General features: G+C 41.4%; 25 protein-coding genes and 1 tRNA gene. 23 read left to right on the forward strand and 3 right to left on the reverse strand.

The genetic code is table 11. The features are described 5' to 3' along the window. The gene (locus KZP23_RS16700; protein ID WP_226332905.1) at positions 1-2,544 is read left to right on the forward strand and encodes a KAP family P-loop NTPase fold protein; all 2,544 of its coding nucleotides are present in this window, start codon (positions 1-3) and stop codon (positions 2,542-2,544) included. Positions 2,545-3,034: 490 nt separating this feature from the next. Further along, positions 3,035-3,589 (forward strand): hypothetical protein, encoded by a 555-nt coding sequence (locus tag KZP23_RS16705; RefSeq protein ID WP_226332907.1) that lies wholly within the window; start codon positions 3,035-3,037, stop codon positions 3,587-3,589. 885 nt (positions 3,590-4,474) lie between these two features. Here the strand turns inward: KZP23_RS16705 and KZP23_RS16710 are convergent. Further along, positions 4,475-5,098 (reverse strand): LytR/AlgR family response regulator transcription factor, encoded by a 624-nt coding sequence (locus KZP23_RS16710; RefSeq protein ID WP_226332908.1) that lies wholly within the window; start codon positions 5,096-5,098, stop codon positions 4,475-4,477. Between the two features lie 388 nt (positions 5,099-5,486). On the opposite strand from KZP23_RS16710, the gene KZP23_RS16715 reads away from it, so the two are divergent. From KZP23_RS16715 to KZP23_RS16800, 18 genes are all read left to right on the forward strand, one after another. Further along, on the forward strand, positions 5,487-6,320 hold the full coding sequence (locus KZP23_RS16715) for an RteC domain-containing protein (RefSeq protein ID WP_226332909.1): 834 nt from the start codon (positions 5,487-5,489) through the stop codon (positions 6,318-6,320). A 123-nt stretch (positions 6,321-6,443) separates the two neighbouring features. Beyond that, a complete protein-coding gene (locus KZP23_RS16720) occupies positions 6,444-7,412 on the forward strand; it encodes a calcium/sodium antiporter (protein ID WP_226332910.1) in 969 nt (322 codons plus the stop codon). 220 nt (positions 7,413-7,632) lie between these two features. Then, positions 7,633-7,971, forward strand: a complete 339-nt coding sequence (locus KZP23_RS16725) for a DUF485 domain-containing protein (RefSeq protein WP_226332912.1) — start codon at positions 7,633-7,635, stop codon at positions 7,969-7,971. A 2-nt stretch (positions 7,972-7,973) separates the two neighbouring features. Further along, a complete protein-coding gene (locus KZP23_RS16730; RefSeq protein ID WP_226332916.1) occupies positions 7,974-8,279 on the forward strand; it encodes a DUF4134 domain-containing protein in 306 nt (101 codons plus the stop codon). Position 8,280: 1 nt separating this feature from the next. Further along, positions 8,281-8,613, forward strand: a complete 333-nt coding sequence (locus KZP23_RS16735; protein ID WP_226336541.1) for a DUF4133 domain-containing protein — start codon at positions 8,281-8,283, stop codon at positions 8,611-8,613. After that, the gene (locus KZP23_RS16740) at positions 8,606-11,074 is read left to right on the forward strand and encodes a TraG family conjugative transposon ATPase (RefSeq protein WP_226332917.1); all 2,469 of its coding nucleotides are present in this window, start codon (positions 8,606-8,608) and stop codon (positions 11,072-11,074) included. Before KZP23_RS16735 ends, KZP23_RS16740 begins: the two co-directional genes overlap by 8 nt. Continuing rightward, the gene (locus tag KZP23_RS16745; protein ID WP_226332919.1) at positions 11,071-11,769 is read left to right on the forward strand and encodes a conjugal transfer protein TraI; all 699 of its coding nucleotides are present in this window, start codon (positions 11,071-11,073) and stop codon (positions 11,767-11,769) included. Before KZP23_RS16740 ends, KZP23_RS16745 begins: the two co-directional genes overlap by 4 nt. After that, complete coding sequence (locus KZP23_RS16750; RefSeq protein ID WP_226332920.1) at positions 11,756-12,403, forward strand: hypothetical protein; 648 nt, start codon at positions 11,756-11,758, stop codon at positions 12,401-12,403. Before KZP23_RS16745 ends, KZP23_RS16750 begins: the two co-directional genes overlap by 14 nt. Beyond that, positions 12,400-13,029 carry a TerB family tellurite resistance protein gene (locus KZP23_RS16755; RefSeq protein WP_226332788.1) on the forward strand — a complete coding sequence of 210 codons (630 nt, stop codon included), beginning with the start codon at positions 12,400-12,402 and terminating at the stop codon, positions 13,027-13,029. Before KZP23_RS16750 ends, KZP23_RS16755 begins: the two co-directional genes overlap by 4 nt. After that, positions 13,026-14,063 (forward strand): conjugative transposon protein TraJ, encoded by a 1,038-nt coding sequence (gene traJ / locus KZP23_RS16760; protein WP_226332789.1) that lies wholly within the window; start codon positions 13,026-13,028, stop codon positions 14,061-14,063. Before KZP23_RS16755 ends, traJ begins: the two co-directional genes overlap by 4 nt. A gap of 1 nt (position 14,064) precedes the next feature. Then, positions 14,065-14,682, forward strand: coding sequence for a conjugative transposon protein TraK (gene traK / locus KZP23_RS16765; protein ID WP_226332790.1), 618 nt, complete (start codon positions 14,065-14,067; stop codon positions 14,680-14,682). Next, positions 14,679-14,993, forward strand: coding sequence for a hypothetical protein (locus KZP23_RS16770; protein ID WP_226332791.1), 315 nt, complete (start codon positions 14,679-14,681; stop codon positions 14,991-14,993). Before traK ends, KZP23_RS16770 begins: the two co-directional genes overlap by 4 nt. Beyond that, complete coding sequence (locus KZP23_RS16775; RefSeq protein ID WP_226332792.1) at positions 14,974-15,555, forward strand: hypothetical protein; 582 nt, start codon at positions 14,974-14,976, stop codon at positions 15,553-15,555. Before KZP23_RS16770 ends, KZP23_RS16775 begins: the two co-directional genes overlap by 20 nt. Before the next feature lie 23 nt (positions 15,556-15,578). Then, positions 15,579-16,163, forward strand: a complete 585-nt coding sequence (gene traM, locus KZP23_RS16780; protein ID WP_226332793.1) for a conjugative transposon protein TraM — start codon at positions 15,579-15,581, stop codon at positions 16,161-16,163. Positions 16,164-16,175: 12 nt separating this feature from the next. Continuing rightward, the gene (locus tag KZP23_RS16785; protein WP_226332794.1) at positions 16,176-17,054 is read left to right on the forward strand and encodes a DUF4138 domain-containing protein; all 879 of its coding nucleotides are present in this window, start codon (positions 16,176-16,178) and stop codon (positions 17,052-17,054) included. A gap of 3 nt (positions 17,055-17,057) precedes the next feature. Continuing rightward, complete coding sequence (locus KZP23_RS16790; RefSeq protein WP_226332795.1) at positions 17,058-17,837, forward strand: hypothetical protein; 780 nt, start codon at positions 17,058-17,060, stop codon at positions 17,835-17,837. Positions 17,838-17,970: 133 nt separating this feature from the next. Then, positions 17,971-18,705, forward strand: coding sequence for a hypothetical protein (locus KZP23_RS16795; protein ID WP_226332921.1), 735 nt, complete (start codon positions 17,971-17,973; stop codon positions 18,703-18,705). Positions 18,706-18,918: 213 nt separating this feature from the next. Further along, positions 18,919-20,148 carry an IS256 family transposase gene (locus KZP23_RS16800; protein WP_226332139.1) on the forward strand — a complete coding sequence of 410 codons (1,230 nt, stop codon included), beginning with the start codon at positions 18,919-18,921 and terminating at the stop codon, positions 20,146-20,148. Positions 20,149-20,261: 113 nt separating this feature from the next. Here KZP23_RS16800 and KZP23_RS16805 read toward each other — a convergent pair whose 3' ends face one another. Continuing rightward, positions 20,262-21,098 carry a hypothetical protein gene (locus KZP23_RS16805; RefSeq protein WP_226332925.1) on the reverse strand — a complete coding sequence of 279 codons (837 nt, stop codon included), beginning with the start codon at positions 21,096-21,098 and terminating at the stop codon, positions 20,262-20,264. 382 nt (positions 21,099-21,480) lie between these two features. On the opposite strand from KZP23_RS16805, the gene KZP23_RS16810 reads away from it, so the two are divergent. The 3 genes from KZP23_RS16810 to KZP23_RS16820 all read left to right on the forward strand — a co-directional run bounded on the left by KZP23_RS16810 (position 21,481) and on the right by KZP23_RS16820 (position 23,822). Next, complete coding sequence (locus tag KZP23_RS16810) at positions 21,481-21,951, forward strand: JAB domain-containing protein (protein ID WP_226332926.1); 471 nt, start codon at positions 21,481-21,483, stop codon at positions 21,949-21,951. 177 nt (positions 21,952-22,128) lie between these two features. Then, complete coding sequence (locus tag KZP23_RS16815) at positions 22,129-22,269, forward strand: hypothetical protein (protein ID WP_226332927.1); 141 nt, start codon at positions 22,129-22,131, stop codon at positions 22,267-22,269. After that, on the forward strand, positions 22,266-23,822 hold the full coding sequence (locus KZP23_RS16820) for a recombinase family protein (RefSeq protein ID WP_226332928.1): 1,557 nt from the start codon (positions 22,266-22,268) through the stop codon (positions 23,820-23,822). The genes KZP23_RS16815 and KZP23_RS16820 overlap by 4 nt, the downstream gene beginning before the upstream one ends. Here KZP23_RS16820 and KZP23_RS16825 read toward each other — a convergent pair. Next, positions 23,788-23,861 (reverse strand) — tRNA-Ile (locus KZP23_RS16825). The genes KZP23_RS16820 and KZP23_RS16825 overlap by 35 nt on opposite strands. Positions 23,862-23,908 lie beyond the last annotated feature (47 nt).

Genomic DNA, 23,908 nt, shown 5'->3' on the forward strand with positions numbered 1-23,908 from the left:
ATGAAAGGCCATTTTTCTATTTCTAAAATACCTAAATCTAATATTCTCTTTAATTTACTAATATTAGGATTTGCAATAATCTTTCGTAACCCCCTTTCCGAATTTATTAATTGGCTTTTGGTGGATACTGTTTTTTCAAAAGTTGAAAGCGATTTAGTTAATGATTTGGCTGTGTTAAGTATTTCATTGATTATTTCATATGTAATTACAAAAAAACTCAAAAGTACAGTGATATCATTCCGCTTAGCCTTGATATCCTTTTTGGTTTATGTTTGGACATTGTTTACAGGGGATTGGTCGTTTACAATTTTTAGTTTTGTTAGTTGGTTAAGGTACTTTGATGTTCTTATACTATCTGTGATCCTATCTTATTTTTATTTGGAGTTTAGAAAAAATAGGGATAATGATGGTAGTTTGAAGAATAAATCGCCTTCTTTTTCAAAAGGTTTTGTTGAAGACAATCCAATTTTAGATATATCAAATGATTCTTTTAACAGAATATCTTTAGCGGAAGAAATTTCCAATTTAATAACCTTAACAGAGAACCAAAAATCTTTTGCAATAGGTGTTAATGGCCCTTATGGAAGTGGAAAGACCTCATTTCTAAACCTATTATCAATTGAAATTAAAAAAGCCTCATCCGAAAATGTTGCCGTAATCAATTTTAATCCATGGGATGTTGATTCAGCGGAAGAAATACAACGAATGTTTTTCGATGAATTAATAGAAAGATTGTCCTCGATTGATCCTAACTTTTCATCTCTTTTGTATTCCTACTCTAGAAAAGTAATAAAATCTGATTCTTCACTGTCAGGTCCTTTGGGTAGGGTAAATCTTCTTTCCCACTTTTTCCTGAGTGAGCCGATCGATGACAGAAAAAAGGTTGATGAATGTCTAGAAAGTTGGGATAGAAAAGTAATTATATTTATTGATGATGTTGATAGGCTTCATAGTGATGAGATAAAAGAAGTTTTAAGATTGATAAGGAATACGGCTAATTTTCGAAATTTCTTCTATGTGGTAGCTTATGATAGAAATTATGTGATAAACTCTCTTAAGGAATTTAATACAAAAGGTTATTTGACCTATCTAGAGAAAATATTCCAGTTGGAAATACCCTTGCCAAAATTAGAAGAAGTTCAATTATTTTCCCTTTTAAAAGAGGATTTAGAAATGGTATTGGATGACGAGGATTTTATTGAATTTCAGGAAAAAATATTTCCTAAATATTTTGAATCTGATTATGATAAAAATTTAAAAGGGGTGTTCAATTCCCCCAGAGATGTTATTAGATTTATTAATTCAGTCTTAGTAACCTATCACAAGATCAAGAAAGAAGTTTTGTTTAAAGATTATTTTTTGAATGAGTTGTTGAAATTCAAATATCCAATGATACATGATATGATCTATGATTATTCAGAAAGTTACTTGGTAAAAAGACCATATAATATACTTAACAAAACCAGGTATATTTTGGCCAGAAAGGAAGAGAAAGCAGAGTGGAGCAAAATTATTGAACGTGTTCGTTCTGAAAATGAAGATCAATTTAGCTTAACTAGTTTAATCACCGTCGAGTATATACTGAGCGAACTATATCCAAACGTTTTTGATGCAAATAGAAAAGGGAATGAATCTATAAATAATCCTCAATTTTTTCCACTATATTATAGATACAACCTTAATTCTTATACATTATCCGAATATAGTTTCAAGCATGAAATCAAAAATTATAACGGTTCATTTTTCAAATATATTGATGAGTGTTTTGACAAGGGGTTAGAAAGAGAATTAATGCTGAGGATTTTTGATGAAAAGGTTCCTACAAATAGGGCCGACTTTATAAAACACTTGCACTATTTGTTTAAAATAGGTTCCAAATTTTCCTCAATTCATGGTACTACATCATTTTACTATGGAGAATTGATTAGAATTCTAGAAGATATTAGTGGGGATACTGTTAAAAAAGTCTTTCAGGGTAATAAGGGCAAATATTTAAAATTTGTACAAGCCTTTTTTAAAGAAGCAAGGCAATATTCTCCCTTTTTTGTAAATCAGTTAATCTTTGAAATAAAGAGAAAGGGTGTAGTTGAAAAGATTGGAACTGAGGAGTTCTTTACAAATATTCAGTTAAATTATTTCAGGGATTTGATTACTTCAAATCATCAGCTCAGTGAGGATGTTGTCTGGCTTTTCTGGGGATTAAGAAATTTTGAATTATCTGAGGAATCAGATAAAAAGCAAATTTTTGGTGTATTTGTACCTGAAGCCGTTAATATACTATTAAAAAATATAGACCAATGTGATCTGACCTACTTTTTGAAAAGTATTATTGAAAGAAGTTTAAGGGAAGAAGAGGAATATAGAATTACAGATATAGCTTTTGAAGATATTTTTGGGAACCCAATGGATCTGCAGGAAATTGTCGAAAGGAATGGACTTACAGATAAGTCAGTTAAGGATGAATTTTTAAGTTTCTTTAAAAAGTATGAATCAAACAAGTTCAGGCCTGTAGAATACAACTTTCAAACAATTTTAAAAAAGTAAATAGTTTTTTATCAGAGTATGGATATAGATTTCTATATCCTATTTAAAATAAGCAGAAATGGAATTATTGAACAATAACTGGGTGATAGAAATCGGAACTTCTATTTATATAAACTAAAACACTAACATAATAGGGTGTTTGTCAAGAGGAAAGTCCAATTAAATTAACGGAATTACACTAATGGATACATTGAAAGTCTTTCTTTTGGAAAAATCAGCTATACTACTTTCCTTCTTATTGGGTTCTGTATTTACTGTAGCATACAATAAAATTCAAAAAAAAAAGAAGAAATAAGAATTTACGAAAATTATATCTGTCATGGTATCAACTTTCCAAAAGTAGTATTATAAAACAGGTTTCGTATTTGGAAAAGTATATTTCAGAGATAGAGAATGACTTTTCAGGGACCACCACCTTATTACTAAATAACACGAGAATAGTTGAGTTGCAGTCCCTGAAAAAAATGATGAAATTTTTCAGGCCTTTGTATTGGATCGAATAGGAAATAAAAAAAAGCACGCAAAGGAAATATTTGAACTTACTGGTCATGTTCAATACCTAGGAATTTCTATTAAAGAAATTAGATCAAAATTTGAAAGTACCCAAGCTTCATATAAAAATTGGCAACTGAGGTGGAATGAGGAAATTTGGCACCTTAACAAATTTGTTTTAGAGTATATAATACAATATCAAGATAATATGGGGAGCCTTGTAGAGGAAATCATTGAAATCAAATCAAAGTTTTCCGGAAATGATGGTATCAATCGTGAAACTCAGAAATTAATTTCCCATTATATTTTACCTATAGAAAGGATTATCCAAAGTCATTTAAGTTTTGACAAAAAAGACCAGTTCCTTATCCAAATAATAACGATTACACAGAGGCTTCAAATTCTAGGAGAAGAAAAATGGTATCTTACTTCATCTACCATTAAAATACTAACACATTACATTGATACTATCAACCATACCTTAAAATCTGCGGAACAAAATGTTAGCTATTTGTCCAAAAGTGCAATTAGGACCTATTTCGATTTTAAATAGAAAATAGCTGTTCCAAAAATTAAAGGATAATTAAACTAAAAATTCCTACAAGATGTGTTAGGTATTTTATCTCGATAAATTGAGATTTTTTTATTCAGGTTTATTTCTTGAGAATACAAAGGCCGAATCCTTTTACCATGTCTTTTATGACAGTATAAAGAGAGTGTTGGAGGTAAGGTGGGTTTTGAATATTTCCAAGAATAAATTTACCTGAAGGCAACGTATCCCCAAGACATCCCCTAAGTAGATGGTAGAAAGATGCTAGGGAGATGAGGGGGGAGGGAAGTTTAATCGGTTAATTGTTGAACTGTCGAACTGTCGAACTGTCGAATTGGGGAATTGAGGAATTGTGAATTGGGAGGGGAGTTTGGTAAGGGAGTAAAGTGTGTGTTGACTGTTGGAGATGAGATTGCATTGGAATGAAGGATAAAAGTAGCTGAGTCAGAGACTCAGTTTTAGGTGGTCCTGCACCTGTGCGACGTGGCGTAGCTCAGCTGGCAGGACAACAGATTCGTATTACTTTTGGGATGGAGCTTTAGAGGGAGTAAAGAGGAGATATAGAGGGAACATCGAGGAGACGTAGTGGGAACGTCTAGGGAACGTCCAAATTTTATTTGGTGGTTTTGGAGGGGTAAAGGGCCTGCCCTTCAAGCTGGCTGCTCGCTAAAAATAGTCACTGACTGATTTTTTCAGGCTCGTTACTTCTATGTGGGATGTTTTATTTGTTTTGGGGATTCTTTGGTTTTGAAGGAAACATGAATTGTCAATAGGATTTGTAATGAGTTTTAAACCCAAGAAAAAGCCTCATAAGGAAAAAGGGAAATTAATTATATTATTGCCTAATCCATTTTCTGAATACTCATTTTTGTCAATTAAAACTTCCTTTCATTGATTGATCCATTTTCTGAATGCCTTTACCTTTTTTTGGCTGATTATTACCGACTGGGTGGATTTTGGAATTAGTTCCAATTTTATCTTTCCATACCCTGCGGGTTCAAAATGTTTACAGGCATCATAATGGACTATGGTTTGGCGGTTGGCCCTGAAAAAATCATCCTCATCCAGGAATGCTTCAAGGTCATCCAGACTATAATTGCAAGTATATTTTTCTTGATCGTAAGTAATAACCTGCACCAATTCTCCGGTTCGGAAAATATGGCTGATCATTGTTTGTTGTAAGGGGATTTTTTTATGCCCCGAATGAACTACCAAAATATTTCTGCCCTTCTTTAAATTATTTGGACTGTCCGAATATTGGTTTATGAGGTATAAACAGGTATAATACAGGTTCACCAAAAGCACAAATATGCTTATCTGTGGATAAGAAAATCCTTCCTTGTCCAGTAGAATATCGGGGAAATAGGCCCGGACCAGCTTTGCCAGATACAGTTCAAGTAAAAGGGGACAGGCCAGCCCCAGGAATAATTGACTGAATGTTCTGGTAAAGGGCCTTGACCGCCAATCACTGACCTTGTCGAGATGTAAGGTTACCCTTAATATGAGCTCCATAAGGAGGAAGCAAAGCAGGGTATAAAGGCAGAAATTTACTAATGTTTCTGAGTAATGAATCTTGATATACCTGCTTAAGAAAGCCTTTTGTATGCATAGAAATAAGGCATAGGCTGCAGACAGTGATATCCTGAAATAAATATCATTGTATGGGTAATGAAATCTGGTCACAAAATTTCCAGTTTAGATTGAAAAATATTCCCTGAATGGTGAAGTTCCAATCAACAGTCCCGACTGGGCATTATAATTCGCCGGCATAGGGTTCTACTTCAGCAGTAATTGATCATACTTCACCGTTTTTGTCATTATATACTCGAAATTCTAACGTTCAGTTCCGATAAATTTATGTTTCTACCAAAATCATTTTTTAAATAAAAAACGGAATACTATGAACATGAAAGCATTTTGTAACACCAGATATGATGAGATGATGGCCCAAATAAGAAAAATTCAGGATTCACGATATCCTCCCATAAAGGAAGGAGAAGTCGGTTTCACTACGGTTAACCACTTTATGTCCGAGTTAAAAGCTTATATATTGGAAATGGGTTTTGAAGACAAGGAAAATGAGATCGCCTTTTTTAAGGAAATAAAGCCGAGGTTTGAGGCACATCAGATATTTTTTCGCGAATGCTTCCTCATCCAAAATAGTTTGCTGAACAATGATGAGAACAGAAGGGTGGAATTGCAACAACAGCTGACGGTGATAAAAAAGCATTTCAGGAAACACCACTTTCTATACGGTTACTTCCGTCTGGAGAAATCCACTCTGGACCACTGGCTATTTTTGCGAAATGTTAAGGATATTCCTTTTATCACCCATCGCTCAATTATCCATATGGATACCCGCTTTGAAACGATAGGCAGCTACCGCTTTGCCAAGTTTCTTGCCTATGAACGCTTGAAAAAGGAAATTGAAAGGTTCCTGGAGAAAGACAATAATCCAATACAATTAAATGACCGTCCCATGATCCAGTGGACAGGGCAGAAGGTACAGCTGGTGGAATTGCTTTATGCCCTTAAGGTAGCCGGGGTATTCAATAATGGACAGGCAGAGCTTAAGGCGCTTGCAGAAAGCCTGGAAAGGATGTTTGGTGTGCAAATAGGGGATGTCTACCGCATATTCCAGGAAATACGCTTACGGAAAAAGGGCAGAACGGTGTTTTTGGACAGTTTGAAACAGAAATTGGAAAACTATATGGAAGAAGGGGATGGGATGTGAGAATAAACATTGTCAAATTATTATCGGTTTCTATTTTCTTTTATGGGTACTGAACATAAGTTCTTCACCGATTCTTGCTAGTTTTGCGGTAGTTTTTCGGTTAAATTTTAGCGCCTTATTGGTATGGTTTATTTATTATTTGTGATAGGCTTGGCCCTTTTGATAAAAGGTGCGGATTTTCTGGTGGATGGCTCTTCTTCCATTGCAAAAGAATTTCAAATTCCTGAATTGGTTATCGGGCTTACCATAGTTTCCTTTGGGACCAGCATGCCTGAACTGATAGTAAACTTACTGGCAAGTTTTAGTGGGAGTTCAGAACTTGCCGTGGGAAATGTCTTTGGAAGTAATATTGCCAATGTACTTTTGATTCTTGGCGTGGCGGCCTTGATCAAACCCTTGCCAATACAAAGAAGTATTTATTATACAGAAATCCCTATCTCCTTGGCTGCTACGTTTATGGTGGGGTTTCTCGCCAATGCCAATCTTTTTCTGGATATTCCAGGGCTATCATTGAGTCGTGCTGATGGCGGTATCCTGCTTTTTTTCTTTGGCCTTTTCATGGCCTATATCTATGCGGTTTCTAAATCCAAAAGTGGCCAAATGGATATGGCATCTTCAGATGCTACCATGGAATTATTGCCAAGAGCTAAATCAGTAATATATATAGTAGGTGGTGTATTGGCACTTTTCCTAGGGGGGAAATGGGTGGTTGATGGTGCCGTGGAAATTGCCACCCTTATGGGACTAAGTGAAACATTCATTGGCCTAACTGTAGTGGCCGTGGGAACATCCCTTCCCGAACTGGTGACTTCTGCAGTGGCAGCTAAAAAAGGCCAGGCGGATATTGCAGTCGGGAATGTAGTAGGTTCCAATATTTTTAACATTTTATGGATTTTGGGACTTAGTGCGTTGATTCAGCCCTTGCCTTTTACAGTGGTGTCCAACATGGATATTTTAGTAGTGGTATTCTCAAGCACCTTGTTGTTACTTGCGGTAATATTTGGACGTGAATCCAAAATCAACTACTGGCATGGTCTTTTTTTTCTTTTATGTTATGTTATTTACTTGATATTCTTGGTCAAAAGAGGATAGGCAAGTCATTACTCCGTTTTATATGCAGAACTGGCTGTTTATGAATTTAAATAAGATGGTTTACTCCTATAAGTGGTCGTTTTGTTAGCTACTTTTTTTATGACCAATGTATTTTTTTTAAAAATTAGAGACGTGATTTTTTGTCCCATGTAGGGTGTAACTTGTGAATTTTTTATTGCTGACTTTTTGAGATTTGATGCATCATCAAACCAAAAAGGATATGATCGATAGGGTTATCAGCAATCCTGAATTTTGGAGGACGGCAGGTGTTTTTCTTGCCCTTTACTATTGTATCGTCCTGGCCATAGTATTTGGTCCCGCTTTATTGTGCTCCTGGAGGAAAAAAGTTAGCAGAACTGAAGGTTGGGAAGGGGAGCCTTCCAATTCGGAATTCTGCAAAGCCTTCCAGGAATACGCCCAAGTATACCAAAGTTTAGGGTCTCCCAAATTCAATGAGGGACGGCTGCTCATCCCATCCCATATCCAATTGGATCTGCTATCAAAGCAACCTTTCTGCCAGGTGGTGGAAAGGGAAAAGTCAACACCTAAACCTTCTTAAACATGACCAACAAACAGTCGAAAATGCTGCTTTGCTGTGCCCTTTTGATGGGGATATCCCTGTCGGTAATGGGCCAGGACGGTAATGCAGGGATCATGGAGGCGACCACCAAGGTGCGCAGCTATTTCCAATCAGGGGTCAACCTGATGTATGCCATCGGGGCCATCGTCGGACTGATCGGCGCGGTAAAAGTGTTCAATAAGTGGAATTCCGGGGAGCCGGACACGGGAAAGGTAGCAGCGGCCTGGTTTGGAAGCTGCGTCTTCCTTGTCATTGTGGCCACAGTACTTACCAGTTTCTTTGGTTGATATGAAGGCTGGGCAATTAAGGATCAACAAGGGGGTGAACAGGCCTATCTCCTTTAAGGGGCTGCAGGCCCAGTATATCCTGTACCTGGGAATCGGGCTGCTGGTTTTGTTACTGCTGTTTGCCATCGCCTATTTGTTGGGGATCTCCTTTTGGATTGCAGGTATTGGCTGTGGCTTTTTGGCCTACCTGCTTGTAGAGGGCGTGGCGGGGATGAACAAGAAGTACGGTGAGCATGGCATGAAAAAACGCATGGCCCACCGTAGGGTGCCCAGTGGATTAAAGGTACGCGACAGGGGATTTATTAGGAAATTAAAACAAACGAAAAATGGATAGACTCAAGCCAAAGGAATTGGAAAACCACTTTCCCATCGGGAGGGTGGAAAGGGATTTTCTGTTGTCCCGGTCAGGGGACATTACCGCTGGATTTGAGGTAATGCTGCCCGAGATATTTACCCAGGACAGCAAGGACTATGACTCCCAGCATGCCACCTGGAACAAGGCCATCCGGTTATTGCCAGAGGGCCATATCTTGAACAAGCAGGATTGGTTTGTAAGGAAGGGCCATGATGGCCTGTTGCAAGATGAAAAGGCGGGGTTTCTGGACCGGAGCAGCGAACTGTTCTTCCATGAAAGGCCTTATCTGGACCACCGCTGCCATGTGTACCTCACCATGCCCAAAAAGGGTAAAAGACCGGGGGATGTGGCCAGCTCCAACCTGATCGCCCCACAGTTCCTTACCAAGGAACTGCTGGATCCCAAGCAGCTGCAAAACTTTGAAAATATCCTGGGGCAATTTTGTCAGCTATTGGCCGATGGGGGCATGGAAACCCAAAGGTTGTTGGAAGCAGATTTTCTGGGCCATAAACACCAGACAGGGATTTTGGAAAATTATCTCTTTTTGAACCCTTCAGGGAAGAAACCCCTGGTCAGGGACATCGGTTTTAAGCCCCGCTTTACCATAGGTTCCAAGGAGGTATTGCTCTTTTCCCTATGTGAACTGGACAACCTGCCCAACAAGCTGGCAGCAGAGATGGATTATGAGGCCTATAGCAATGACAGGTTTCCCTTTGTCATTGGGCAAGCTGCACCATTGGGACATTTATTGCCATTGGATCATGTCTATAACCAGTACGTGCTGATAGAAAACAAACAGGAGGTATTCAAAAAACTGGAAAGCAGGGCCCTGAGGATGCAGAGCCTTGCTGCTTACAGCAGGGAAAACCTGCATTCCCACCAGGCCATCCAAGATTACCTTAACGAGAGCATCAGTGAAGGGAGCCTGCCGGTCAGGGCCCATTTTAACATCATGTGCTGGGCATCACGACCGGAGGAAAGCAAGGAAATCCGAAATAAGGTAGGGGCAGCCTTTTCCAAAATAGATGCTTTGGCCAAGGAAGAAAGCCTCTGCGCGCCCCAGTTATTCTGGGCAGGAATACCGGGGAATTCAACAGCTTTGCCCTTCAATGAAACCTTTCTGAGCTTTGGTAAGCAGGTGTCCTGTCTTTTCAATATGGAAACAAGCTATCTCTCCAGTCCATCTGCTTTTGGGATACGCCTTGGTGACCGGCAGACCGGAAGACCTTTGAACGTGGACATCTCCGATGAGCCCATGAAAAGGGGCTGGATCACCAATAGGAACAAATTTATCCTCGGGCCATCGGGAAGTGGCAAGAGCTTCTTTACCAACCATATGGTAAGAAGCTACCATGCCCAAGGGGCACATGTCGTCCTGATCGATGTGGGCCATTCCTATAAAGGATTGTATGAGCTGATCGGGGGCTATTATTTTACCTACGAGGAAAATGAACCCATCTGCTTTAACCCTTTCTATCTGGGAGGCAGACCCTTGGACACGGAGAAAAAGGAAAGCATCAAGACCCTGCTTTTGGCCCTTTGGAAAAAGGATGATGAGACCTTTACCCGCAGTGAGTATGTGGCCATTTCGAATGCCCTCGGTTCCTATTATGACAGCCTCAAGTCTGAGGATTTTCCCTGCTTTGACAGCTTCTATACCTTCTGTTCCACAGCATTCAAGGAGAAGCTTTTGGAACAGGGTGTCAAGGAAAAGGATTTCGATATCGACAATTTCCTGTATGTGCTGCGGCCCTATTTCAAGGGAGGGGAATTTGATTACCTGCTCAATGCCCGTAAGAATCTTGATCTGTTGGAACAACGATTCATTGTTTTCGAATTGGACAATATCAAGGACCATCCTATCCTGTTTCCGGTGGTGACCCTGATCATTATGGAAATCTTTATTGCCAAGATGCGGAAGCTGAAAGGGGTGCGCAAGATGATCCTGATCGAGGAAGCCTGGAAGGCCATTGCCAAGGAAGGGATGGCCGAGTACATCAAATACCTTTTCAAGACGGTCAGGAAGTTCTTCGGGGAGGCAGTGGTGGTTACCCAAGAAGTAGAGGACATTATTTCCAGCCCTGTGATCAAACAGGCCATTATCAACAATTCGGACTGCAAGATCCTTTTGGACCAGTCCAAGTACCGAAACAAGTTTGACGGGATCAGGGAACTGCTGGGCCTTACCGATAAGGAAACCATGCAGATCATGTCCATCAACAAAGCCAACGAACCAGGCAGAAAGTACAAAGAGGTCTTTATTGGACTTGGACCGGTGAGCAAGGTATACAGGACTGAAGTCTCCCCAGAGGAATACCTCACCTATACAACCGAACAGCAGGAAAGGATCAGTGTGGCAGAAAGGGCAAAGGCTTTTGGCGGTAACCTGGAAAAAGGGATCGGTGCGCCTGCTGCCGAGATGAAGGGAGGTGTAGGATGAGCCTATCCAGAAACATTAAAATAGGATTGTTGGCCGGGCTGCTGTGTTTTGGGGCTCCCCAAATGCCCCGCACGGATGCGGCAGTGCCGGCCTATATCTTAGAGATCATCAGGCAAGGGGTAAAAAAGGCCATTGTGGCCATCGACCTGAAGATCCAACGATTGCAGAACAATACCATCTGGTTGCAGAATGCCCAGAAGGTATTGGAAAACACCTTGAACAAGCTCAAACTGGAGGAGATCGCCGAATGGGCGGAAAGACAAAAGGAGCTTTACGGGGACTATTACGAGGGACTCTGGAAGGTGAAAAGTGTCCTGACCCAATACCAAAAAGTTAGGGACATCGCCAAAATGCAGGGGCGTCTGGTAACCGAATACCAAAAGGCCTGGGGGATCTTAGTGCGCAGTGGAAACTTCAGCCAAAAGGAGCTGCAGTGGATGGAAAAGGTCTACCTGGGTATCCTTGATCATTCGGTGCAGAACCTGGAGGAAGTGACCGGGGCCATCAATGCTTTCCAACTCAAGATGAGTGATGGCGAACGGCTGATGATCATCGACAGGGTGGAAAAAAAGGTGCGCTTTAACCTGACGGACCTGATGCGCTTCAATGAACGGAACCTTTTGATCAGCAGGCAGCGGTCCTATGCCAAAGGGGAAATCAAAACCTTAAATGATATCCACCATGAAAAGGATTAGCCTGTTGCTCCTATTGCTGATGGCCATGCTGGATGTTCATGGCCAAACCTTCAGGGAGTGGTTCAGCCAAAAAAAGACCGCCAAAGAGTACCTGGCCAAGCAGGTGGTAGGCCTTCAGCTGTATATTGGCTATGCCAAGGAAGGCTATGAAACCCTGCGTTGGGGATGGAATACGGTCCATCAGCTCAAGGACGGGGAGTTTCGCTTGCACGGTGATTTCTTCAGGGGACTGGCAAGGGTCAGTCCAGAAGTGGCCAAGTATGAAAGAATTCCCCAATTCATTGACCTGCAGATAAGGCTCGTGAAAAATATCAAGACCTCCCGGAAACTGTTCGCTGCCCATGAAGGCATCAAAAATGACGAGAGACTTTACTTGGACAAGGTATTTGAGCACGCATTGTCCATTGCCTCCGATCTTTTGGAGGAACTGATGTCCGTGGCACTACAACCGGGACTGAAATTGGATGAGGCGGAGCGGCTGGCCATCATCGATGATGTCTATTTAAGGTTGCAGGAGCTCAACGGGTTTATAAGGGCCTTTAACCAGGAGAATTATCAACTGCTCCGTCATAGGGCTTGGGAAGCAAGGGATACCAAAACGATCCAATCACTTTATAAACTGCATACACCATGAAAAAACAAGGTTTAAAATTTCTGCTACTGGGGCTTTTGTTTTTGGGTCCCAATTTGAGCAAAGCTCAAGTAGGAGAATCTGCCCAGTTGCTGCTCAATGTTGAAAAGCTCAGCCAGTTCAAACAGATACTCAATGATATGTACAAGGGATATCAGACCCTGAGCAAGGGCTATAATATGGTCAGGGATGTAGCATCCGGTAACTTCTCACTGCACAAGGCTTTTATCGATGGACTTTCGGCTGTCAGTCCAGTAGTCAAAAGGTACCATAAAGTAGGCCAAATCATCCACTACCAAAAGATCATTTTAGAGGAGTACCAAAGGGCCAACCGGCAATTTATGGCAAGGGGCAACTTTAACAGGGAGGAAATTGAGTACTTGGCCCTGGTCTATAGGAACCTGCTTGATATGAGTGCCAGGAACATGGAGGAACTGCTACTGGTCATCACGGGCGGAAAGCTGCAGATGAGCGATGAGGAAAGGATGGCGGCCATTGACCGGATCTTTGATGATATCAAGGACCGCTATGTATTCCTGCGGGTTTTCAATAATGAGGCCGCGGTACTCAACCTCCAACGTAAACGGGCGCATGGAGCAAACAATACCCTAAAAAACCTTCAGCCATGAGGTATTGGCTATTGATTCTTGCCATGTTGGTTTCCCTTTCGGCCTCGGCCCAAGGAATCAGTGGTGGAGCCGGAGGCTTGCATGAGGTATTGGAAGAGCTCTATGCCGAAATGATCCCCTTGGCCTCCGACCTGATCGGCGTGGGCAGGGGCATTGCCGGTTTTGCAGCCATTTTCTATATCGCCAGTAGGGTATGGGGCCATATTGCAAGGGCGGAGTCGATTGACTTTTATCCCTTATTACGGCCTTTTGCCCTGGGTATGGCCATCTTGCTTTTCCCCTTTGTGCTTGATGTTATGAACGGGGTGCTGAGCCCACTGGCCAGCCATACTGGCAATATGGTGAAGAATTCCAATGTGGCCATCGACCGGCTGTTGGCAGAAAAACAAAGGGCCATTGAGGCCACTGAATACTGGGAAATGTATGTGGGGGAAAGCGGTAGCGGTGACCGTGAAGGCTGGTATGAATATACCCATCCTGAGGGAACAGAGGAAGGCTTCTGGGAGGGCCTCGGCAATGATATACAGTTTGCCATGGAAAAGGCCTCGTTCAATTTCTCCAATTCCATCAAAAAATGGATGAGCGAGGTACTGGAAGTCCTTTACCAAGCTGCGGCCCTATGTATCAATACCATCAGGGTGTTCTACCTGATCATCCTGTCCATACTGGGCCCCATAGTTTTTGGACTCTCGGTATTCGATGGTTTCCAGCATAGCCTGAAATCATGGCTGGCAAGGTACATCAATGTGTACATGTGGCTGCCCGTGGCCAATATTTTTGGGGCCATTATTGGGCGCATCCAGGAGGAGATGATCAGAATCGATATTGGACAAGTGGAGAATGCGGGCAAGACCTTTTTCTCATCCACCGATACGGCCTATTTGATCTTTCTGGTCATTGCCATTATCGGTTATTTTACTGTCCCCTCGGTGGCCAATTATATTGTCTATGCCGCGGGGAGGGATACGCTATTGCACAAAACCAGCAGCATGGTGACCAAAGCTCCCGCCACTGCCGCCAAATCCTTGATCTGATATGTTCAACTACTTTACCAATATCGAAACGGCCTTCCAACATGTGAAGCGCTTTAGCCTGGTCCTGTCGCTTGGGGCTATCGCAATGGCACTGGGAAGTATCTGGCTCTCCTATAGGTTCCAACAGCAGGCTGCAGAAAGGGTGTATATCCTGATGGATGGAAAGGTACTGGAAGCAGTGGCCTCTGATAGAAAGTCCAATATCAAAATAGAGGCCAGGGAGCATGTAATTCGCTTCCACAGCCATTTCTTTTCCCTCTCTCCCGATGAGGAGCAGATAAATGAACAATTAGGGAAGGCCTTTTATCTGGGTGATGGCTCTGTTCAGTCGGCCTATCAGGTACTCAAGGAACAGGGCTATTATAACCGCTTGGTTACAGGGAATATCCATCAGGAGCTGAGCGTGGACAGCATCGCCCTTGATATGGCCCAAAGACCTTACAGCTTTTGGTTTTATGGCAGGCAAACCATTACCCGCCCCACCTCCAAGTTGACCCGGAGCCTAGTTACCAAAGGGCAACTGAGGGAAGTGGCCAGGTCCATCAACAATCCCCACGGATTCCTGGTCGAGCAATGGGAAACACTTGAAAACAGGGATATCAAAATAGAAAAAAGATGAAAGCAATATTAAACGTACCAAGGGTACACCGCCAATACCGGGTGTATGCCCAATTCCTTTTGGGACTGCCCAAAACTATTGCAGGGGTTCTGAATACCTGGGAGGGGAGACTGCCCCCTAAAATCAGGATCATCACCTGGTTCGTGCTACTGCTCAGCTGGTCGGAAACCCTACTTGTCCAGGCCTATCAGGGCAGTAAGATCGAAACCATGGCCATTACCATGGACAGGGGACCGGATGAATTATGGTCCCTGGCAGATTCATTATCATATAACTCCAAAACAAAAAAATATGAAAACGATCAACACTAAACATCGCATTATTTTACTCGTACTGCCCCTCTTTGTACTGCCTTTCATTCTGGCATTCTCATGGGCCAAACAGGAGTGGTCCACAGCGGGACCAAGGCAAAAACTTCAATTGAATACTGAGCTGCCGCAGGCACAATTGGAAGAAAGGACCCTGAACAAAATGGAGCTTTACCAGCTGCGGGAGAAGGAAGCCAAAAGGCAAAGGGAACTGATCCGGATGGATCCCTACAGGCAGGATAAACCGGAGGAGGAAACCCAATCCCTTCAACTTCCCTTGGGATTAGATGGCAAGGGTGCAGGATTGCAGGAGAAAGAAACCCTTCTTTTGGACAAATTGGAGCAATTGCAGGGAGAACTTAGTCGTCCGGAACCCGAACCAAGTAAGGTAAGGGCCAGCACCCAAGTACTTTCCAAAAGGCAGCCAAGTGTGGATATCTCCCAGGATGTAAAACAACTGGAGGAGCTGATGGACAGGATGCATCCCAGTGGTCCTGATCCTGAACTGGAGCAACTTGAGGGGATGCTGGATAAAATTTTGGATGCCAGCACCCTGAGAGGGTAAGGAGCAGGTTTAAGGAAAAAGCATTGGCAAAGCCCCGGTTTCAGGTAAACGCTTCCAATGAGGCCAAACCTGCTGTCAAGGAAATCCATAGCGGTCAAAATAGCTTTTATGGACTGGAAGAAACTGCTATAATGGAGCATCCAGTAAAAGAGGCCATAGCTGCTGAAATAGCGGAGACGCTCAGCCTGAAAGGATCTGGAAGGGTCAAGATCAGATTATTGGAAACGGTCACGGTCAACGGAATGGAATTAAAAAAGGGTGCTGTTCTCTACGGCAAGGCCAGCCAGGATGCCAACAGGGTCAGTCTGTCCATTTCGGCCATACGTTCGGGAAAACATATCCTACCAGTGGAACTGGAAGCTTTTGACCTGGACGGCATGCCCGGCATACCGATCAGTGGAAGCCTCCAACAGGAAATCAAGGAAGGGGCAGGGGATGCCCTGATTACAGGTATGCCCAGTTTGAACGGAGGAATTAGCATGGAGGAACAGATGGCCTCTGCCGGGATATCTGCAGCAAAAGGACTGTTCCGTAAAAAAAGCAAATCCATCAAAGTCACCCTAAAGGCTGGCCACCCCATTTTACTTGTCAACCAATCTATCATATAAAAGCCGATAAAGATGAAAAAAGGAATTGTATTGATTTTCGTGCTGAACTGCTTTTTGGTATTGGACCTGGTGGCACAGGAACCGGTGTTCAAGGCGAGGCCCCTAACGAAAGCAGCTTTTATTCCTGCCTATCCGGTCAAAGTAGGCTGGGACCATACCACTGCCCTGGTATTTCCCGCCAAGGTACTGAGTGTGGACAGGGGGCATGGAAAGATCCTTGCCAAGGTGGAAGAAAAAGCGCCCAATTTATTATTGCTGAAGACAGGAAAGCGCCAGTTTGTGACCACCAACCTCCATGTGGTGACTGCTGATGCTCGGCTGTACCATTTAAAGGTAAGTTATTCAGAAGCATTGGCCGAAAGTTCCATTAATATGTTCGGGCAGGCAGAACTGTCCCATAAGGCATTGGTATTAAAGGACGATGTAGTGGATGCCGAGATGTTGATGGGCTTTGGTCAACAGGTATTGGAGGCGAAGGGATTTTTGAGCAGGTCCTCCAACCAACACAGCATCAAAGTCAAGTTGGAAGGGGTTTTTCAGGCCGAAGGCTTACTTTTTTTTAAGCTGGCAATAAAGAATAAATCCCCATTGGCCTTTGTGCCGGATGAACTTGAATTTGTGGTCAAGGATAAAAAGCAGGCTAAACATGCCTCGGTCAGGGAACATTTTCTGGAACCGGCATGGCTTGACTGGGAAGCTGAAAAGGAAATAAATGGCCATGAGGCGAAAAAGCTCATAGTAGCCTTTCCAAGGTTTACGATATCGGACAAAAAGTATTTTCAGGTACTTGTCAGGGAGAAAAACGGGGACAGGGACCTTAGCCTGAATATCAGGGCGAAGGATATACAAAAAGTCAGGAATTTAACCAATGTTCAAACTAAACAACCATAAACTATGGATCAGGAAAATTTAGATTACCTCAAGGAAAAGCTGAAATATACAGGCTTTGACACGGCCTTGAATGAGGCGCTTGAAAAACAGATTAAGGCTAAAAAAGATGCTTTTGAATTGCCGCATACCATGGAGATTGATGGCAAGAAGATGGACTTTAACCTTCATTTCAGAAAGTCAAATACCTCTGAAAGGTATTTTCTCAACAAATATGATGCGTCCCTGCACAATGCCAATCCAGATATAACCCCGAAAGAGCATACCTTTTACAATAATCAATCGGTAACGGCCAAGGAGGCCTTCAATCTTTTGGAGGGGAGGGCAGTAAAAAAGGGAATGCTCAATGCCAATAATGAACCTTACCAGGCATGGATGCAGCTGGATTTCAAGGAAAAGGACAAGAACAATAATTTTAAGATTGACTCCTATCACGAGAATTATGGCTTCGATAGCAAGGAGGCTTTGTCCAAACTGCCTATAAAAGAACTCCAGGATTCCACCAAATCCGAGTGGTTGGTGAAAGCATTTGAAAAAGGAAATGTTTATCCTGTGACCATGGAAAAAGGTGGTAAGGAGGAAATCATGTATGTCTCAGCCAACCCCAAGTTCAAATCGGTCAATGTATATGATACGGAATTGAAAATGGTGAAGACCAAGGATCTGATGATGGACAAAGAACAGGGAAAGGAGGTGAAGGAAGGCCAGCAGGCAAAAAAGAACCAGGGCCCCAAAATGAAGAATGTTCCTAAGGAACCAAAGAAGGGAAAAGGGGCGAGGGTTTAAATTATTAGGTGATTGGGGCTGATTTTTCAGCCTCTTTTTATATGTATTTAATATGGGTTTAGGATAGTTGTGACAATCTTGGATTAATTCTCGTCTAGGAAATAAGATTGTTTTTCTATTAATTTCTAAGGATATGAAAACGTATTTCTATTTGCTTATTCTTTCTATATTAATGTTTAGCTGTATTGATAACAATCCAGATGAGGAAAGTATCTATAATGGAATCATGGTGGAAGATTATATTTTGGAAAATTATTATGATGATGCCGTTCAGCTATACCTGGAAGAAATCTATACCAACGAGGGACATTTTAATTATAACAAGCATGAGCTTCAGGAAAGTGAAATCCAAAAGATACTAAAGATCATACAGGCCGTGTACAACTTAGATGTCCCTGAACGTGATACAGTTTTTAATATACACGGAATTCATGGTTACTATTGTAACAGTTATAATTCACTTACCATTAAGGTAGATCCAAGTTTGCCTGAAATGGAAAAACTTTCAAACGATGTCATCCCCACTGGTAACAGTACTCTTGATGAGTTGTTAGAAAAATACGATTATGATTCTACCAGGACATCATACAGTTATCCAGACTTTCCTTGGATGACCATCTTTTTTAAAGGGACTTATAATATGCTTCCTATTGGAAATGAATTTGAGCAATTGGATGGCATTCTGGATGTTTCTGGTTTTAGGGGCTGTGTAGGGGACGGAAATACCATCGAAGTATTCAGAGGGAGATCATCGGCAAAGATTGTTTTTAGTATTGGTTGGGGAGATTGTCCCGCTGGATGTATTCACTATCGCTATTGGGAATTTGAAGTGAGAAATGGTATGGCTAAGTTTTTAAAGAGTTATTGATTCTTTTGCTCGAAAAGTTGATTTGATTACCAACTAATCTATAATAAATCGAGTCTTGAGAAAATCAATAGAACAATCGAAGCAGTTAATTTATGACCGAACAGACGAAAAAGTATTTGTCAGATATATATTATTGATTTAAAAAAATGAGACTGTAATCTAAACTCTGTCTGAGACTTTGAAAATCAATTAAAGTTTATAAGATAGAGAGATATGAGCGAAGAACAAGAATCAGCATTTAAGAAGAAAGTACTTGACCAGTTTTTATCAGGAGAGTCCCTGTTCGGCAAGAACGGTGCGCTGTCTCCGATGTTGAAGGAGTTTTTGGAGGAAGCCCTCCAGGCTGAGATGGACGAGCACCTTCGGGATGAAGATGCAGGCCACAGTGCAGGCAACAAACGTAACGGCAAGGGCAGCAAGCGTGTGAAGAGCAACTTGGGAGAAGTGGAGATCGAGACGCCCCAGGACCGTCACAGCAGCTTTGAACCTAAGATCGTCGAGAAGCGCCAGCGTATCCTTGCCGATAACCTTGAGAAGCAGATCATAGGGATGTACTGGCTTGGCAGTAGCTTACGTGACATCTCCGGGTACATCAAGGAAATGTACGATACGGAGGTCTCCACGCAGGTGATAAGCGATATTACCGACCGTGTCGTCCCGAAAGTCAAGGAGTGGCAGAACAGGCCGTTGGAAGAGGTCTATTGCATTGTATGGCTTGATGCCATGCACTTCAAGGTACGTGAGGAAGGAAAGGTACGCCATAAGGCCCTATACAATGTATTAGGGATCAACCGTGAGGGGAAGAAGGAGGTACTGGGCATGTACCTTTCCGAAAGCGAGGGGGCGAACTTCTGGCTACAGGTACTCAGCGATCTACAGCACCGTGGAGTACAGGATATCCTGATCGCCTGTACCGATAACCTTAAGGGCTTTCCCGAGGCGATCGGGTCGATTTTCCCGAAAACAGAGATCCAGCTCTGCGTGGTCCACCAGATCCGGAACAGCCTGAAGTACGTGGCCAGCAAAAACCAAAAGGAGTTTGCCGGTGACCTGAAGAAGATCTATAAGGCCGAGACAAAGGACCTGGCCGAATCGGCATTGTTGGAACTGGAAGAAAAGTGGGGGAAGAAATACCCCATAGTGATCCGTTCCTGGAACGACAACTGGGAGAGGCTGAGTGCCTTCTTTGCCTATACACCGCCCATCAGGAAGCTGATCTATACCACCAATGCGGTGGAAGGCTTCCATCGGCAGGTAAGAAAGGTGACCAAGACCAAAGGGGCATTTACCAGTGACATGGCACTTCTAAAGCTGGTCTATCTGGCCACGCAGCGGATCGAGAAAAAATGGACGACCCCTTTACAGAACTGGAGCTTGACAGTCCAGCAGCTGGCCATTAAATTTGAGGGGAGGCTCCGGTTGGACATCAATACGGAAACCTAATCATTTAGTGAGGAATTTTTTCCCTTCCCGGGGGCTAGCCCCCGGGAAGGGAAAGGACAGAGTTTAGCTAACACTCCCAAAAAAATGGGTATGGTATCCCATGTTTAAGTTTTTTAGGTTTTTGAATTTAATTTTTCAATAAAAAGGAGTACCCCTAAAAATATAATAGGGCCTAGTGTCGCTGTAAGGACTATAATTACCCATGACTTGGTGTACCACTTTTGGTTTTTAATAAATTCCAACTTTGTTTCATTGGCATTCTTGATAATATCGAAAGAAGCTGAATTGATATCAATATATGGAGTTTCAGATGTGTAAATTCGGTTTATTTCCGCTTTATAGTCTTCAGGAATCACCCTTTTTGAACCTTTGTGGTTTACACTGATATTATATACTGCATTTCTGAATATACTCTCTTCTAGTTTGTTCCAAAACTCAGGGGTATTTAAATTTGAAATGATCCGCTTTGAATCACAGCTTCTAAGGTTATTTCCTAATAATATACCTAGGGAATACCCCACTCCAAAACCAGTGATTGCAGATACAACTATTGTTATTGACCTTCTTGCGACTATTTTAAATTTAGAAGCATTAGAAAATTTATAAACATCCTTTATGGTCCAGCCCCCAAACGCTCCTCCCATTAGCGTTGTTAGCGTCCCCAGTTTGAATGGCGTTTCTGAATCTGTCAAGTCAATACTGGAAAAGGCATTGAAAGCGCTTTCTTCCAATGCTATTTTATTGTTGTTTACATCATAGGAAATATAGGGTGTTTCTGAACAATGATAAACTAGGATAGTATTTCCCATATTGTCTATTTCAACGCTAGTCTGTTCTATAGCATAATCTAATAGAGCCCTTTCACTATTTGCTCTAACCAATCCCCAAATTCCTCCTAGGACCAGAAAAATGAAATAGGCAGTTGTGGCAATAATTTTGATATCACTCATGATATTTAACCATTAAAAAGCAAATTCCAAATAAAATTAACAGGTTGGAATACAGTGTTTTGATATTAATATTTTCCTAATTTATTATATAAGATGCCAAATACAAATATTTTTTATTTATCCTAATACAGATTATTAAATGATAGTGCTAAAAATGGGTATTACATTCATAAAAATTAAATGATGGCTGAAATTGTTATGTTTTTCCAATTCATTAATCATGTAACAATTTAGCTTTCGGGCTGCTGAAGCGGCCAAGAGTGTCCGGCATAAACACTGTCCTGCCCGCATGGCCCTCATTTATTCCGTTGCCACTTGGCCTTGATTGCCCTCAAGCTGGGATGGTACCATAATTAATTTCTAACCATTAAATCGAAATATTATGGATACCAAGAACAAAGACATCGTTTCCAACCAAGTAGCCGAAATCGTACTTAGCTATCGTCCCAATTCAAAGGTCTCTGAGAAACCACAAATCGTCTCTTCCCTGACAGCCAATAGGATTTTAAGGGCCAATTGGGACGAATCGAAAATAGCTTTTATAGAAGAATTTAAGGTCATTCTCCTTAACAGGGCAAACAGAGTACTTGGGATAATCAATGCCTCATCTGGAGGAACAGCTGGAACCGTAGTGGATTTAAAAGTGATATTTGGAGCTGCCATGAAATCGTCAGCATCGGCCATGATAATTGCCCATAACCACCCCTCAGGAACGATGAAGCCCAGTGAACAGGATAAACGCCTCACCGAAAAGATGGTGAAGGCAGGAAAACTATTGGAACTTCCGGTACTTGACCATATTATCCTAACTCCCGAAGGGTATTATTCTTTCGCAGATGATGGAGGGCTGTAAGGCCCTTTTTTTATTGCTGATATTTTTTTAGTTTTATCTTGATCAAGATGATGTACTTTTTGCCGCTACATCTTGTATTCGTGCCTTTTTGATTTTTTAAAGGAGGGAAAATATTAGCCCCTACTGGGGTTTAACTGGTGAATATTTCATATCTAAATGTTTTAGGTTTTTGAAAAAATGGCGAAAATGATCACACCAGCAAAGGCCCAACAAATTCTTAGGGAAAACGGTTTGGTGGTTTCTGAAGAGAAAGCCTACCAAATTATAGATTTTATGTATGATACGGCAGAAATGCTCATAAAAACACTAAAAACATGAAAGTAGCAGATCTATATATTAGGGTAAGTACAGATGAACAAGCTGATAAAGGATATTCTCAGAGGAACCAAGAAGAAATGTTAAGAAAATACTGTAACACAAATGGTATTATCGTCAATAGAGTAGTTTTCGAAGATTTTTCCGCCAAAACTTTCTTTAGGCCAGAATGGTCGAAATTATTGGCACAATTTGAAAATCAAATGAATACTAGATCCAATTTGTTACTTTTTACAAAGTGGGATCGTTTCTCAAGAAATGCTGGGGATGCCTATATGATGATCAATACTTTAAGAAAATTAGGTATTGAACCCCAAGCAATTGAACAACCACTTGACTTGTCAGTCCCTGAAAATAAAATGATGCTAGCATTTTATTTGGCAGCACCAGAAGTAGAAAATGATCGTAGGGCACTTAATGTAATTCATGGTATGAGAAGGGCATTAAAAGAAGGCCGTTGGCTTTGGCATGCACCTTATGGGTATAAAAATACCAAAAGTCCTGATGGTCGCCCCACAATTGAAATAATGGAAGATGAGGCCAAGCATATGAGATGGATTTTCAATAAGATATTGGAAGGCACATATTCTTCTGAAAATGTTTTGTTAATGGCTAGAAGGAGGGGGGCTCAATTAAAGAAAAACCGTTTTTGGGGTCTAATAAGGAAAGAGTTTTACTGCGGAAAAATATTAGTCCCTGAATATAACGGAGAACAGGCCTATTATGTAAAAGGTCAACATGTACCCTTGATTAGTGAAAGCGATTTTTACAGGATTCAGGAAATCTTAGAAGCCAAAAAGAAAAAAATCCGTAGGGTATCAATAATAAGTAATGATGAGGTTCCACTTAGAGGTTTTTTAAATTGCCCTAAATGTTCATATAAACTGACAGCGAGTGCATCAAAGGGAAGGAATAAATATTACCACTATTACCACTGTACATCCAAATGTGGAGTGCGTTTTCGTGCAGCAGAAGTAAATCGTGCATTTATTAAAGAGTTAAGAAAATTTAGATTACAAGATTCAGCTGAGAAATTATTTGAAATTATTCTTAATCAGGTAATAGAACGTGAAAATAAAACTATTAATTCTGAAAGGAATAAATTGGTAAGCGAAATAGAAGTAGAGAATAACAAATTATCCAAAGCAAGAAAATTATTATTGGAAGACACATTATCACCTGAAGATTTTAAACTTATCAAAGAGGAGACTTTAAATAAAATTTCTATCCTAGAGACCCAAATAGATAAAATTCGAACCAAACCAAAAATTGATAATCAAAATCTCCTTAGAAAGGCCCTAAAATACGTTTCAAGATTAGATGAACTGTTTGAAAAATTAGATAATGAAGGAAAAAGAAAACTAATCGGTTCGATGTATAAGGAAAATTGGGTGTTTGATGGGATAACACATCGAACCACTTTAACCAATGAAGTGGCAAGATCTATCTATTTGATTAACAAATACATATGGTTTAAAAAAAGAAGTCCAAAGTCTAAAATTGAGACTTTGGACACTTGGGTGGGCCCACCTGGGCTCGAACCAGGGACCCCTTGATTATGAGTCAAGTGCTCTAACCAGCTGAGCTATAGGCCCGGAAAAGCATTTTACCTGAATTTTTCAGTGGATCAAATCATGTAACC

This window comes from Echinicola marina, assembly GCF_020463795.1.
Taxonomy (GTDB): Bacteria; Bacteroidota; Bacteroidia; order Cytophagales; family Cyclobacteriaceae; genus Echinicola; species Echinicola marina.

Excerpts from the sequence above, each read along its gene's own strand:
- KZP23_RS16730 (WP_226332916.1), top strand. The coding sequence starts at position 7,974 with ATGACCAACAAACAGTCGAAAATGCTGCTTTGCTGTGCCCTTTTGATG.
- KZP23_RS16750 (WP_226332920.1), top strand. The coding sequence starts at position 11,756 with ATGAAAAGGATTAGCCTGTTGCTCCTATTGCTGATGGCCATGCTGGAT.
- KZP23_RS16820 (WP_226332928.1), top strand. The coding sequence starts at position 22,266 with ATGAAAGTAGCAGATCTATATATTAGGGTAAGTACAGATGAACAAGCT.
- KZP23_RS16800 (WP_226332139.1), top strand. The coding sequence starts at position 18,919 with ATGAGCGAAGAACAAGAATCAGCATTTAAGAAGAAAGTACTTGACCAG.
- KZP23_RS16700 (WP_226332905.1), top strand. The coding sequence starts at position 1 with ATGAAAGGCCATTTTTCTATTTCTAAAATACCTAAATCTAATATTCTC.
- KZP23_RS16785 (WP_226332794.1), top strand. The coding sequence starts at position 16,176 with ATGAAAAAAGGAATTGTATTGATTTTCGTGCTGAACTGCTTTTTGGTA.
- KZP23_RS16715 (WP_226332909.1), top strand. The coding sequence starts at position 5,487 with ATGAACATGAAAGCATTTTGTAACACCAGATATGATGAGATGATGGCC.
- KZP23_RS16805 (WP_226332925.1), bottom strand. The coding sequence starts at position 21,098 with ATGAGTGATATCAAAATTATTGCCACAACTGCCTATTTCATTTTTCTG.
- KZP23_RS16790 (WP_226332795.1), top strand. The coding sequence starts at position 17,058 with ATGGATCAGGAAAATTTAGATTACCTCAAGGAAAAGCTGAAATATACA.
- KZP23_RS16740 (WP_226332917.1), top strand. The coding sequence starts at position 8,606 with ATGGATAGACTCAAGCCAAAGGAATTGGAAAACCACTTTCCCATCGGG.
- KZP23_RS16720 (WP_226332910.1), top strand. The coding sequence starts at position 6,444 with ATGGTTTATTTATTATTTGTGATAGGCTTGGCCCTTTTGATAAAAGGT.
- KZP23_RS16745 (WP_226332919.1), top strand. The coding sequence starts at position 11,071 with ATGAGCCTATCCAGAAACATTAAAATAGGATTGTTGGCCGGGCTGCTG.
- KZP23_RS16710 (WP_226332908.1), bottom strand. The coding sequence starts at position 5,098 with ATGGAGCTCATATTAAGGGTAACCTTACATCTCGACAAGGTCAGTGAT.
- KZP23_RS16735 (WP_226336541.1), top strand. The coding sequence starts at position 8,281 with ATGAAGGCTGGGCAATTAAGGATCAACAAGGGGGTGAACAGGCCTATC.
- KZP23_RS16810 (WP_226332926.1), top strand. The coding sequence starts at position 21,481 with ATGGATACCAAGAACAAAGACATCGTTTCCAACCAAGTAGCCGAAATC.
- traJ (WP_226332789.1), top strand. The coding sequence starts at position 13,026 with ATGAGGTATTGGCTATTGATTCTTGCCATGTTGGTTTCCCTTTCGGCC.
- KZP23_RS16775 (WP_226332792.1), top strand. The coding sequence starts at position 14,974 with ATGAAAACGATCAACACTAAACATCGCATTATTTTACTCGTACTGCCC.
- KZP23_RS16770 (WP_226332791.1), top strand. The coding sequence starts at position 14,679 with ATGAAAGCAATATTAAACGTACCAAGGGTACACCGCCAATACCGGGTG.
- KZP23_RS16755 (WP_226332788.1), top strand. The coding sequence starts at position 12,400 with ATGAAAAAACAAGGTTTAAAATTTCTGCTACTGGGGCTTTTGTTTTTG.
- traK (WP_226332790.1), top strand. The coding sequence starts at position 14,065 with ATGTTCAACTACTTTACCAATATCGAAACGGCCTTCCAACATGTGAAG.
- KZP23_RS16815 (WP_226332927.1), top strand. The coding sequence starts at position 22,129 with ATGGCGAAAATGATCACACCAGCAAAGGCCCAACAAATTCTTAGGGAA.
- KZP23_RS16795 (WP_226332921.1), top strand. The coding sequence starts at position 17,971 with ATGAAAACGTATTTCTATTTGCTTATTCTTTCTATATTAATGTTTAGC.
- KZP23_RS16725 (WP_226332912.1), top strand. The coding sequence starts at position 7,633 with ATGATCGATAGGGTTATCAGCAATCCTGAATTTTGGAGGACGGCAGGT.